Below are 12,040 nucleotides of genomic sequence, written 5' to 3' on the forward strand. Positions count from 1 at the left end.
TTTGGCACGCTGTTGAGTTCTCAAGGAACGGACGCTTCCTTCGGACTGCCTTCCAGCAGGCCCTCCGGGCTTCGTTCTTTCGTGTTTCCAGCTTATCAGATGTTTTCCGCTCCGTTTTCCGGAGTTTCATTCATCGGATTTGCTTTCCGCTTTGCGCCCCGGTCTCCCGCGGCGACTCCGGAACTGTACGGGGACGGACCCGCGACATGCAAATCGCCCCTGCCCGGGCTCCCGGGCAGGGGCGATCCGTCGTTCGAGCACCGTCAGGCGCGGCCCATCTCCTCGGCGATGGCCGCCGCGAAGGCGTCGATGTCGGCCTCCGTGGTGTCGAAGGCGCACATCCAACGCACCTCACCGGTGTGCTCGTTCCAGAAGTAGAAGCGGTAGCGCTTCTGGAGCCGCTCGCTCACCTCGCGCGGAAGGATCGCGAACACCGCGTTCGCCTGGACCGGGCGGACGACCTCGACACCGTCGATGTCCCGGACCGCGGCCTCCAGGCGGCTGGCCATGGCGTTGGCGTGGCCGGCGTTGCGGAGGTAGAGGTCACCGGAGAGCAGGGCCTCGAACTGGACCGAGACGAAGCGCATCTTCGAGGCCAGCTGCATCGAGGTCTTGCGCAGGTACTTGATGTTGCGGACCCGCTCGGGGTTGAGCACTACCACGACCTCGCCGAACAGCAGGCCGTTCTTCGTGCCGCCGAAGGACAGCACATCGACGCCCACGTCGGTCGTGAAGGCGCGCAGCGGCTGGCCGAGCGACGCGGCGGCGTTGGCCAGGCGCGAGCCGTCGACGTGGACGAGCATGCCCAGCTCGTGGGCGTGCTCGGTGATCGCGCGGATCTCGTCGGCGGTGTAGAGGGTGCCGAGCTCGGTGCTCTGGGTGATGGAGACCGCGAGCGGCTGCGCGCGGTGCTCGTCGCCGAAGCCCCAGGCCTGCTGGTCGAGCAGCTCGGGGGTGAGCTTGCCGTCCGGGGTGGGGACGGTGAGCAGCTTGATGCCGCCCATCTTCTCCGGGGCGCCGCCCTCGTCCACGTGGATGTGGGCGCTCTCGGCGCACACCACGGCGCCCCAGCGCGGGAGCAGCGACTGGAGGGCGACCACGTTGGCGCCGGTGCCGTTGAAGACCGGGTAGGCCTCGGCCTTGTCTCCGAAGTGGCGGCGGAAGACGTCCTGGAGGTGGGCCGTGTAGTCGTCCTCGCCGTAGGCGACCTGGTGGCCGCCGTTGGCGAGGGCGATCGCGGCGAGGACCTCCGGGTGCACGCCGGCGTAGTTGTCGCTGGCGAAGCCGCGGACGGCGGGGTCGTGCCGCCGTACCGCGTCCGTACGGGAGAGGTCGGTCATCGGGCTGTCAGCCACAGGTGCTGTCCGTTCAGTTCTGCTGCGGGGCGGTCCCAGAGGCCCGCCAGGTGGTCGGCGAGGTCGGCGGTGTCGGTGAAGCCGGCGAACTTCGCCTCCGGCTTCTCGGCCCGCATCTCGGGACTGACCAGCGCCTTGATCACCAGGATCGCAGCCGCCGCGGTGGGCTCGCCCTCCGGGTCGGTGGTCTCCTTCTTGAAGGAGTCGGCCATGGCGAGGGTCCACGCCTCGGTGGCGGCCTTGGCGGCCGCGTAGGCGGCGCCGCCGGCGGTGGGCTTGTGCGCGGCCGAGGCCGAGATCATCGCGTAGCGGCCGGCGGGGCTGCGGACCAGCGCGGGCTGGAAGGCCAGCGAGGTGTGCTGGAGGGTGCGCACGACGGTGTCGTGCAGGAAGTCCCAGTCATCCAGCCGGGAGTCGAAGAAGGTCTTGCTGCCGCGCCAGCCACCGACCAGGTGGAAGAGGCCGTCGACGTGGCCGTGCTCGGACTCCAGGTGGTCGGCCCAGTCGTGGACCTCCTGCGGGTCGAGCAGGTCGATGACCTGGCCGCTGACCTTGGCTCCGCGCACGGCCACCCGGGTGGCGTCCAGGGCGGACTCCAGGCGCTGGGCGTCGATGTCGGCGCCGATCACGGTGGCGCCGTCGGCGGCGAGGCGGCGCAGCACGGCGCGGCCGGCCGGGCCGCTGGCTCCGGCGACGGCGATGACCTTGCCGGACAGCGGGGCGTTGGTGGACGTGGTCACGCGGCGACTCCCTGGATGCCGTTACCGGTGATGCCGGTGGTGGAGGCGATGACGCCGCTCAGCTTCTTGTTGAGGGCCTCGTAGAACATGCTCAGCGGGAACTCGTCCGGGAGCACGGCGTCGCACAGGGCCTTGTTGAGGGCCTTGCCGTCGGTGATGTCGAGCGGGAGGGCCTCGGCGCCCTTCGCCCAGGTCGAGGCCGGGTGCGGGGTGAGGTACCGGGAGACCAGCTCGTAGGCGGCGATCCAGTGGGCCGGCTTGGGCCGGTCGATGCCGTCGCGGTACAGCTTCTCGATCTCGGCGCACAGGTCGTTGGTGACCTGCGGCGCGCGCTCCCAGTCGATGCTGAGGCGGTTGTCGCGCCAGCGCAGCGCGTCGTGCTTGTGCAGGTAGGCGAAGAGCAGCTGGCCACCGAGGCCGTCGTAGTTGCGCACGCGGTCGCCGCTGACCGGGAAGCGGAACATCCGGTCGAAGAGGATCGCGTACTGGACGTCGCGGGCGTGCGGGTTGCCCTCGGTCTCCAGCTGCACCGCCTCCTTGAAGGTGGTGAGGTCGCAGCGGAGCTCCTCCAGGCCGTACATCCAGAACGGGCTGCGCTGCTTGATCATGAAGGGGTCGAACGGCAGGTCGCCGTGGCTGTGGGTGCGGTCGTGGACGAGGTCCCACAGGACGAAGGTCTCCTGCGCGCGCTGCTGGTCCTGGAGCAGGCCCTCGGCGTCGGCCGGGATCTCCAGGCCGAGCTGCTGGACGGCGCTGGTGGAGACGGCGCGGAAGCGGGCGGCCTCGCGGTCGCAGAAGATGCCACCCCAGGTGAAACGTTCCGGCGCCTTGCGCACGGACACGGTCTCGGGGAAGAGCACGGCGGAGTTGGTGTCGTAGCCGGCCGTGAAGTCCGTGAAGGTGATCGGCACGAACATCGGGTTGTCGAAGCGGGTGCGCTCCAGCTCGGCCAGCCAGTCGGGCCACACGACGCGCAGCAGGACGGCTTCCAGGTTGCGGTCCGGGTTGCCGTTCTGGGTGTACATCGGGAAGACGACCAGGTGCTCCAGGCCGTCCTCACGCTGGTCGGCGGGCTGGAAGGCGAGCAGCGAGTCCAGGAAGTCGGGCTCGCGGTAGCCGGTGTCGGCCCACTTGGCGAGGTCCGCGTCGACGGCGGCGAGGTACGCGGCGTCGTGCGGGAAGTTCGGGGCGAGCTCCTCGACGGCGGCGCGGACGGAGGCCACCAGCGGGTCGACGGTGTGCCGCTGGACGGCGGCCAGGTCGATCGAGCCGTCCTTGGACTGCAGCGGGCGCAGGGTCTCGACGGCCTCCTTCAGGCGCAGCCAGGCCGGGTGGCCGGCGAGGGTCGAGACCGGGGCGTCGGCCGCCGCAGCGAGCCTTGGCGAAAGATTCTGCATCGTGGACTCACTTCGACAGGAGTTATTTCAACGAGGACACCATAAGTACGAAAGGTTCTCCCGTTCAAGGGGGTCCGGACAGGCAAAGCTGCGGCGACGCGGCGCTCCGGCCCGAAAACCTGGGCCAGGAGGCCTGTTGTCCGGGATGTGGACATTGATCTGGATGTTCTGGACAGATGCGCCGCGCTGATGCGAACCTCCCGGCATGTTCCCGGCGGTGATCACGGTGGCCGTACGCCACGACAGCCCGATCCGGCGGCCCTCCCGTCGGCACGCCGGCTCCTGCTGTCGCCGTCGCGCCGACGCCCTCCGCTGCCGCTGTTGCCGCTGCTGCTGATCCGGCCACCGGCCACCGGCCGGCCGCCGTCGATCCGGCCGCTGCAGATCCCGCTCGACGGGCGCCGCGGACGTGGGCCCGTTACGCCGACCATGCCGCGTGTGTTCCGGCGCCGCCACCGGGGGGAAGTGACCCGCCGGGAACCGGCCCGTCCCGCCGCGCCCTTCCGCACCACCGAACCGCGCCCCCCGGTCCGCACCACGCGCCCCGCCCCGTGCGACCGGTCCGCCCGACCCCGTCACGCCCGGTCCTTCTCCTGGAGCCCCGCCATGACCCTCCGCAAGCCGTCCGCCGTACTGTCCCTCGCCGCGCTGGTCGCCGCCGCGGCCGCGCTGAGCGCGTGCGCGCCGCAGGACCCGAAGTCCGACACCGCCTCCGGCGCCCAGGGCACCGCCGGCACGGCGGCGGGCTGCGCGCCGGGCGCGCTGGCGACGCGGACGGCCGGGACGCTGACCATCGGCACCGACAAGCCCGCGTACGACCCCTGGTTCACCGAGGACAAGCCGGAGAACGGCAAGGGCTTCGAATCCGCCGTCGCCTACGCCGTGGCCGAGAAGCTGGGCTACCCGAAGGACAAGGTCGACTGGGTCGTCGCACCGTTCGGCAAGGCCACCGCACCAGGTGCCAAGGACTTCGACTTCGACGTCAACCAGGTGTCCATCAGCGCCGAGCGCAAGCAGGCGGTGGACTTCTCCTCCGGCTACTACGACGTGCGCCAGGCCGTCATCGCGCTGAAGAACTCCAAGGCGGCGGGCGCGAAGAGCATCGCCGACCTGAAGGACGCCAAGCTCGGCGCGCAGGTCGGCACCACCAGCCTGGACACCATCACCGGCACCATCAAGCCGAGCGCCCGGCCGGCCGTCTTCGACTCCAACGACCTGGCCAAGGCCGCGCTGAGGAACGGCCAGATCGAGGCCCTGGTGGTGGACTTGCCGACCGCCTTCTACATCACCGGCGCCGAGGTGCCCGAAGCCCAGGTGGTGGGTCAGTTCGAGACGGCCTCGCAGGGCGAGCAGTTCGGCCTGGTGCTGGACAAGGGCTCCAAGCTGACCGGTTGCGTGTCGCAGGCGGTGGACGCGCTGCGCTCGGACGGCACGCTGGCGAAGCTGGAGAAGCAGTGGCTCTCCGACGCCGTCTCGGCACCGGTGCTGAGGTGAGCGCCGGCACGAGCCCCGGTGTGAGCGGGGACGCTCCGGCGGCCGGCCACGCCGGGGCAGCGAAGGACGGAGGCGCAGCGGGGTCGGCGAAGAACCCGGGCGCCGCGGGGTCGGCGAAGGACCGGGGCGCACCGGAGCCCGAGAAGGGCCCGGGCGCCGCTGTGTTCGCGAAGGACGCCGGGGTCACGGCCGCCGCAGCGGACGAGGGCTACCGCCCGTCCGCGCGGCGCCTCGCGCACGAGGCGTACCGGCGCGGCCGGGCCCGCCGCTCGGCACTGATCGCCGCCTCGTCGACCCTGGCGACGGCTGTCGCGCTCTACCTGCTGGTCGTCAACTCCCCCGGCTGGGAGGTGACCCGGCGGACCTTCTTCAACCTCGACTACGCCCGGCAGGCGCTGCCCGAGGTACTGCGGGGGCTGCGGGTGAACCTGGAGCTGATGCTCGGCTGCGGGGTGCTGATCCTGGTGCTCGGCCTGCTGCTCGCGGTGCTGCGGACACTGCGCGGACCGGTGTTCCTGCCGGTGCGGCTGCTGGCCACCGCGTACGTGGACTTCTTCCTCGGGCTGCCGATGATCATCTGCCTGCTGGTGATGATCACCGGGGTGCCGGCGCTCCGGCTGACCGGGGTGACCACCGATCCGCTGCTCCTGGGCGGGGCGGCGCTGGTGCTGACGTACTCGGCCTACGTGTCGGAGGTGTTCCGCTCCGGCATCGAGTCGGTGCACCCGAGCCAGCGGGCGGCGGCGCGGTCGCTGGGGCTGACCAACGCCCAGGCCATGCGGTACGTGGTGCTGCCGCAGGCCGTCCGGCGGGTCGTGCCGCCGCTGCTCAACAACCTGGTGAGCCTGCAGAAGGACACCGGGCTGGTCTCGATCGGCGGCGCGATCGACGCGGTGTACGCGGCGAAGATCATCGCGTCGCGGTCCTTCAACTTCACGCCGTACCTGCTCGCGGGGCTGGTGTTCATCGTGTTGACCATTCCGCTGACCCGGATCGCCGACTGGCTGACCGCGCGGATGAACCGGCGGCAGTTCCAGGGAGGTGCGGTGTGACGGCGGAGGTGCTCCGGCTGGAATCGGTGCGCAAGACCTTCGGCACCCAGGTGGTGCTGCGCGACGTGGACCTCGCCGTCCCCGAGCACTCGGTCACGGCGCTGATCGGGGCCTCCGGCTCCGGGAAGTCCACGCTGATGCGGTGCGTCAACCTGCTGGAGGGCATCGACGACGGCGCGGTCTTCCTCGACGGCGAGGAGATCACCGATCCGCGCGCCGACGAGGACGCCGTACGGCGCCGGATCGGGGTGGTGTTCCAGTCGTACAACCTGTTCCCGCACATGACCGTGCTGGAGAACGTCACGCTGGCGCCGCGCCGGGTGCACGGCGTCGGGCGGGCCGAGGCGGAGGCCCGGGCGCTGCACCTGCTCGACCGACTCGGGCTGGCGGCCAAGGCCGCCGAGTACCCGGACCGGCTCTCCGGCGGGCAGCAGCAGCGCGTCGCCATCGTGCGGGCGCTGGCCACCGGGCCCCGGCTGCTGCTCCTGGACGAGATCACTGCGGCGCTCGACCCGGTGCTGGTCGGGGAGGTCCTGTCGGTGGTGCGGGACCTCAAGGACCAGGGGATGACGATGGTCATCTCCACGCACGAGATGGGCTTCGCGCGCGAGGTCGCCGACCAGGTGTGCTTCCTCGACGGCGGGGTGGTGCTCGAACAGGGGCCGCCGGAGCAGGTGTTCGGCGATCCGCGGGAGGAACGGACCCGGCAGTTCCTCAGCCGGGTGGTCGCCTCGGGGCGGCTCCAGGGCTGAGCCGCAGCGGGAAGAAGGGGAGAGCGGGAGGAGCGCAGGGGCGGGAGGGAGAGGACGGGGAGAGCGGCACGGAGAACGGGCCGGAGGGCGGAGGCAGAGGGCGAGGCGGAGAACGGGCGCCACCGGACGGCGGGTGCACGGCCGCGGCTTCACCACGGCGGGCACCACTGTGCGCCCCCGTACGCGCCCTGGCCGCGCCAGGCCGCCAGCGGTGATCGTGGAGCGGACGATCGTCGCCGCGCACGGGGCCGGCAAGCCGACGAACAGATGACAACCGACAGATGTCAGCTGACGGATTTCATCATCCGTTCGCTGAAATCTGTTCGCCGCTCTCCGGCCGCTGTTCGCCGCTCGCCACCCCCGTCGCCCACCGCCCCGGGAGGCCGCCGTTGCACGGACCCATCCTGGTCAACTGGCTCCTCGCCCTCCTCACCGCCGCCGCCGGCGCATCCTGCCTGGTCCGACTGCGGCGGTCCCCGTGCGCCGTGGACGCCCCGACCGACGCGCACCGCCCGCTCGCCCGGGAATCGGACGCCGCCGAGGCCCTGATGGGGCTGGGCATGGCCGCGATGGCCGTCGCCGGCGCCACCGTCCCGCCCGCCGTCTGGGCTGCGCTGTTCGGCCTCCCGGCCACCGCCTTCCTGCTCGCCGCCGTCCACGCCTCCGTCGGCCGGGCCCACCGGCTGCACCACGCGGTCGGCGCGCTCGCCATGACGTACATGGCCCTCGCGATGGCGGCGACCTCCGGCGGCGAGCACCACCACGCGGCCGGTCCGGGCGTCCCGCCGCTGACCGGCGCCCTGCTCCTCTACTTCGGCGGATACACCGTCTGGGCCGGCAGTCGGCTGCTGCGCACGTCGTCGGGCACCCTCGCGGTCGGCACCGCCGGCCTGCCGCAGGCCTGCCGACTGACCATGGGCATCGGCATGTTCGCCATGCTCCTGACGATGTGACGCGCCCGCCCCGCGCCCGCCCCCGCGCCGAGACCCGACCGCCCGCGTGGCGTTGGTCACTGGCCGGTCGAAAGCCGTTCCACCGGGCGTCGGCGGCGCATAGGTTGGCGGGGAGCGCGTTGTCGCGTTCCGTGCGTACTCGGGGAGCCCATGCGATGCCTGCCCTGATCGGCCTGCTGCTGCTCGGACTGCTGCTCTCGACCGTCGCGCCCCGGCTGCTGGCCCGGGCCCGCTGGGTGGAGCGCGAACCGGTGCTGGCACTGCTGGTGTGGCAGTGCCTCGTGGTGGCGGTGCTGCTGTGCTGCGCGCTGGGCCTGGTGCTGGCCGCCTCCGCCGCCCTCCCGGAGCTGCGCGCCCTGGTGTTCTCGGGCGCGCCGCACGGCGTGGAGGCGGCGTACGGCCTCCAGGGCGCCGAGGGCTGGGGCCGGCTGTGCGCCGCGGTGCTGGCCGCCGGCGCGGTGCAGACGGTGCTGGCACTCACCAGGGAGGTCCGCACGGCCAAGGCTCTACGCGACCGCCGGCATGCCCAACTGGCAACCCGTGCGCCGGAGTTGCCGGAGTCGATCGAGGCCGCCCGGAGCGACCGGGAGCGTCTGGTGGTGCTGGAGAACGTCCGACCGGAGGCGTGGTCGCTGCCCGGTCCGAGCTCCCGCCTGGTGGTCACCACCGGCGCCCTCCAGCAGCTGACCGACCGGGAGCTGGCCGCCGTGCTGAGCCACGAGCGCGGCCACGTCCGGGCCCGGCACCACTGGCTGCAGCAGTTCGCGCAGGCGCTGGCCTCCGGCTTCCCCGGCGTGGGCGTGTTCAGCGCCTTCCGGGACCAGGTGTCGGAGTTGGTCGAGCTGGCGGCCGACGACCGCGCCGCCCGTCGGCACGGTCGGCACACCACTGCCCTCGCGCTGGCCGAACTCAACCTGGACCGCGGGGTGTTCGGCTCCTGTCCGCCCGGTCTGGCGCAGTCCCCGAAGCGGGTGGACCGGCTCCTCGCCGGCCGGCCGCGGCTCTCCGTTCCGCACCGGCTCCGGCTCACCGTCGCGGCCCTCGCGGCACCCGCCGCGGTGGTCATGCTGGCGGTCGCCCCGGGCCTGCGTTCGTTGCTCTGAGCCGACCGGCCCGCATCGGCGCACAACGGTTTGACGAGCCGCCGGCTACGGCTGCTGCCGATCAGGGGGGTGTGCCCGGTCAGTCCGACGGGACTTCGCAGGCCTTTCCGGGGCCGCCACCGAGAGTGAGCCCCAGCACTTCGCGGTGCAGCGGCCTGGCCTGTTCGTAGCGTTCCCGGCCGGCCTCGGTGAGGGTGAGGACGATGCCCCGCCTGTCGCTCTCGCACATCGCCCGGGTGACCAGTCCGGCCTTCTCCAGTCGGGCGATCAGCCGGGAGAGCGCGCTCTGACTGAGGTGGACGGTGGGTGCGAGTTCGCTCACCCGCAGCGCGTGACCGCCGCCGGCGGCGCACCCCTCGACGAGGCGCTCCAGCACCTCGAACTCGCTCATGCCCAGCCCGAAGCGGTCGCCCAGCTCGCGGTCGAGCGCACAGGCGGCCGTCGCATGCCGGGCCAGCAGCTCGCGCCACTGCGCGACCAGTCCGGCCTCCGCCGGGGTGTCGAGTTCAGCCACTCCGCCACCCTAGCACCTGCAGCGTAAATTATTGCGTTCACATCTAATTCATTTGCATTGAATGCATGCGCATGTACTGTCCTCCCCATGACCACCGCGACCGTCACGCCACCCGACGCCTCGTCAACCAGCGGGCCGAACTGGACACCCCGCCTCTGGGGCACCCTGATCGTGCTCTGCGCCGCCATGTTCCTGGACGCCCTGGACGTCTCGATGGTGGGCGTCGCGCTCCCCTCCATCGGCTCCGAACTCGACCTCTCCACGTCCACCCTCCAGTGGGTGGTCTCCGGCTACGTGCTCGGATACGGCGGCCTGCTACTGCTCGGCGGCCGCGCCGCCGACCTGCTCGGCCGCCGCCGGGTCTTCCTGGTCGCACTGGGCGCCTTCGCCGCCGCCTCGCTGATCGGCGGCCTCGTCGACGACGGCGCCCTGCTGATCGCGGCCCGCTTCCTGAAGGGCGTCAGCGCCGCCTTCACCGCCCCGGCCGGCCTGTCGATCATCACCACCACCTTCGCCGAGGGCCCGGCCCGCAACCGCGCACTGTCGATCTACACCACCTGCGCCGCCAGCGGCTTCTCGCTCGGCCTGGTGCTGAGCGGCCTGCTCACCTCGGTCGGCTGGCGCTGGACCTTCCTGATGCCCGTCCCGGTCGCACTGCTCGCCCTGGTCTTCGCGATCCGCCTGCTCCCCCGCCCGGTCGAGGAGCGCGCCAAGGGCGGCTACGACGCCCTGGGCGCGATCACCGGCACCGCAACCGTGCTGCTGCTGGTGTTCACCGTGACCGAAGCGCAGGGCGCCGGCTGGCTGAGCCTGCGCACGCTCGGATCGCTGGTCGTGGTCGCCGCGCTGGCCGCGGCGTTCCTGCTGGTCGAGAGCCGCACCGCCCACCCGCTGGTCCGGCTCGGCATCTTCCGCAACGGCTCGGTCGCCCGGGCCAACCTGGTCGCCTTCGCGATGACCGGCGCGTACGGCGGCTTCCAGTTCGTGGTGACGCTCTACCTGCAGCACCTGCTCGGCTGGTCGGCCCTCCAGATGGCCCTCGGGCTGCTGCCGGCCGGCGCCTTCATCGCCCTCTCGGCACCGTTCATGGGCCCGATCGTGGACCGCTTCGGCACCGGGCGGCTACTGCCGATCGGCCTGCTGGCCCTGGTCGGCGCCTTCGCCCTGTTCCTGCGGCTGGACGAGCACAGCTCCTACCTCGGCCTGGTGCTGCCCTCGATGCTGCTGCTCGGCGTGGGCTTCGCGCTCGCCTTCCCCTCGGTGAACATCGCCGCCACCGACGGTGTGGCCGACGAGGAGCAGGGCCTGGCCTCGGGCCTGGTGAACACCGCGATCCAGGTCGGCACCGCGGTGGTGCTGGCCGGGGCGACCGCGATGATCACGGCCGGCAGCGCGGGCGGCGACGGCCCGCAGGCCCAGCTGGACGGGTACCGCCCGGCGCTGGTGTTCGTCACGGCGGTCGCGCTGGTCGGGCTGGTGGTCGCGACGGTCGGCGCCCTGGTGGACCGGCGCCGGAATTCAGACCCCGCGCCGGTGCCTGATTATGATTATCCGTCAGTCGGGTCGACGGCGACCCGGACCGAAGTCCTGAGCAAGCACTGATCCGTGGGCTCCGCCCGCAGCCGACCCCGGGCCGTCGGGCAATGGCGCCGGCTCCACCAAACCCCCGTGTTGGTGGAGCCGGCCGTCTTCGTACCGGCCGCCCGGGGTGGTGCCCGTCCGGGCACGGTTCCACGGGGCGGCTGTCGGCTTCGCAAGTATATTGGCCCGGAGCCAACGAACGTTCGGAGCAGTCACGATGGCACCTCGCGGGGATTCGGTCAATGAGGAGATGCGGCAACGCTCCCGCCGGCGCATCATGCGGGCCACCGTCGAGCTGGTCGACCAGCGCGGCTACGCGGGCACCACGCTGACCGACATCGCCGAACGGGCCGGACTCGCCCGCGGACTGCTCTCCTACTACTTCGACGGCAAACGGCTGCTGATGCAGTCCGCGACCCACCGGATGATGCACCAGGCGCTGTCGGCCGCGCTGGCGGAACTGGCGCCCGGCTCCTCCCCCGAGTCCCGGCTGGCCCGCGCCATCGACGCCGTGCTCGGACTGGCGATGGACCACCCCCGGGTGATGCGCTCCCACCTGGCGCTGATCCTCGATCCCGACACCGGCGCCTTCGTCCAGGACCCCGAGCAGCAGCAGCTCGGCGCCATCCTCCAGGGGCTGCTGTGCGACTGGGGCGCGCCGGACCCGGTCGCCGAGCACGCGGTGCTGCGCAGTGCGCTGATGGGCGGCTGCATCGGAGTGCTGCTGCCGGGCGCCGAGATCCCGCTGGCCCCGATCCGGGCCGACCTCTTCCGCCGCTACGACCTGGCCTGGCACCTGGGCGACCCGCCGCAGACCGCCCCGCCGGAACGCGAAAGGCCGCCGGCCCGCGGTTGACGCCGGGTGGGCGGCCTGCAAGCGACCTGCTGCCGGGGGCTCCGCGGGGGAGGGGCCCGCGGGTCCGAACGGCAGCGGCTCAGCGCTCCTTCAGGATCGAGGCGAGCAGGTCTATGGTGCGCTCCGGCGTGAGGCTGTCCACACAGAACCGCTCCATGACCTGGATGTACGCGTCCACGTCGTCCCGCTTGTCCAGGTAGAGCGCGCTGGTCAGCTGCTCCAGGTAGACCACGTCCGCGAGGT

12 protein-coding genes are annotated in these 12,040 nt (G+C 72.1%); 7 read left to right on the plus strand and 5 right to left on the minus strand.

Features of this window, described 5'->3' with window-relative positions:
- Window positions 1-263 precede the first annotated feature (263 nt).
- The 3 genes from ACFV04_RS41505 to ACFV04_RS41515 are packed head-to-tail and all read right to left on the minus strand — an operon-like array spanning window position 264 to window position 3,492.
- Entirely contained in the window at window positions 264-1,340 is a 1,077-nt protein-coding gene (locus ACFV04_RS41505) for a threonine aldolase family protein (RefSeq protein WP_380342916.1), read from the minus strand.
- The gene (locus tag ACFV04_RS41510) at window positions 1,337-2,095 is read right to left on the minus strand and encodes an SDR family NAD(P)-dependent oxidoreductase (RefSeq protein WP_380342899.1); all 759 of its coding nucleotides are present in this window, start codon (window positions 2,093-2,095) and stop codon (window positions 1,337-1,339) included. The genes ACFV04_RS41505 and ACFV04_RS41510 overlap by 4 nt, the downstream gene beginning before the upstream one ends.
- Entirely contained in the window at window positions 2,092-3,492 is a 1,401-nt protein-coding gene (locus ACFV04_RS41515) for a DUF6421 family protein (RefSeq protein WP_380342896.1), read from the minus strand. Before ACFV04_RS41515 ends, ACFV04_RS41510 begins: the two co-directional genes overlap by 4 nt.
- Before the next feature lie 606 nt (window positions 3,493-4,098).
- Here ACFV04_RS41515 and ACFV04_RS41520 point away from each other — a divergent pair.
- The 5 genes from ACFV04_RS41520 (at window position 4,099) to ACFV04_RS41540 (ending at window position 8,846) form a co-directional block, all read left to right on the plus strand.
- A complete protein-coding gene (locus tag ACFV04_RS41520; RefSeq protein ID WP_380342893.1) occupies window positions 4,099-4,986 on the plus strand; it encodes an ABC transporter substrate-binding protein in 888 nt (295 codons plus the stop codon).
- Between the two features lie 161 nt (window positions 4,987-5,147).
- On the plus strand, window positions 5,148-6,038 hold the full coding sequence (locus ACFV04_RS41525) for an amino acid ABC transporter permease (protein WP_380536296.1): 891 nt from the start codon (window positions 5,148-5,150) through the stop codon (window positions 6,036-6,038).
- Window positions 6,035-6,790, plus strand: coding sequence for an amino acid ABC transporter ATP-binding protein (locus ACFV04_RS41530; protein WP_380536289.1), 756 nt, complete (start codon window positions 6,035-6,037; stop codon window positions 6,788-6,790). Before ACFV04_RS41525 ends, ACFV04_RS41530 begins: the two co-directional genes overlap by 4 nt.
- A 389-nt stretch (window positions 6,791-7,179) precedes the next feature.
- Entirely contained in the window at window positions 7,180-7,743 is a 564-nt protein-coding gene (locus ACFV04_RS41535) for a DUF5134 domain-containing protein (protein ID WP_360249759.1), read from the plus strand.
- Window positions 7,744-7,898: 155 nt separating this feature from the next.
- Window positions 7,899-8,846: a M56 family metallopeptidase gene (locus ACFV04_RS41540; protein ID WP_380536291.1), complete on the plus strand. Its 948-nt coding sequence runs from the start codon at window positions 7,899-7,901 to the stop codon at window positions 8,844-8,846.
- A 79-nt stretch (window positions 8,847-8,925) separates the two neighbouring features.
- Here ACFV04_RS41540 and ACFV04_RS41545 read toward each other — a convergent pair whose 3' ends face one another.
- The gene (locus tag ACFV04_RS41545; RefSeq protein WP_360249764.1) at window positions 8,926-9,360 is read right to left on the minus strand and encodes a MarR family transcriptional regulator; all 435 of its coding nucleotides are present in this window, start codon (window positions 9,358-9,360) and stop codon (window positions 8,926-8,928) included.
- An 87-nt stretch (window positions 9,361-9,447) separates the two neighbouring features.
- On the opposite strand from ACFV04_RS41545, the gene ACFV04_RS41550 reads away from it, so the two are divergent.
- Complete coding sequence (locus ACFV04_RS41550; protein ID WP_380536293.1) at window positions 9,448-10,962, plus strand: MFS transporter; 1,515 nt, start codon at window positions 9,448-9,450, stop codon at window positions 10,960-10,962.
- 229 nt (window positions 10,963-11,191) lie between these two features.
- Window positions 11,192-11,797, plus strand: coding sequence for a TetR/AcrR family transcriptional regulator (locus ACFV04_RS41555; RefSeq protein ID WP_380342877.1), 606 nt, complete (start codon window positions 11,192-11,194; stop codon window positions 11,795-11,797).
- A gap of 79 nt (window positions 11,798-11,876) precedes the next feature.
- Here the strand turns inward: ACFV04_RS41555 and ACFV04_RS41560 are convergent.
- A partial coding sequence (locus tag ACFV04_RS41560) for a Scr1 family TA system antitoxin-like transcriptional regulator (protein ID WP_380536298.1) occupies window positions 11,877-12,040 on the minus strand: 164 nt, incomplete at its 5' end.

This window comes from Kitasatospora sp. NPDC059599, from assembly GCF_042735125.1.
Classification (GTDB): domain Bacteria; phylum Actinomycetota; class Actinomycetes; order Streptomycetales; family Streptomycetaceae; genus Kitasatospora.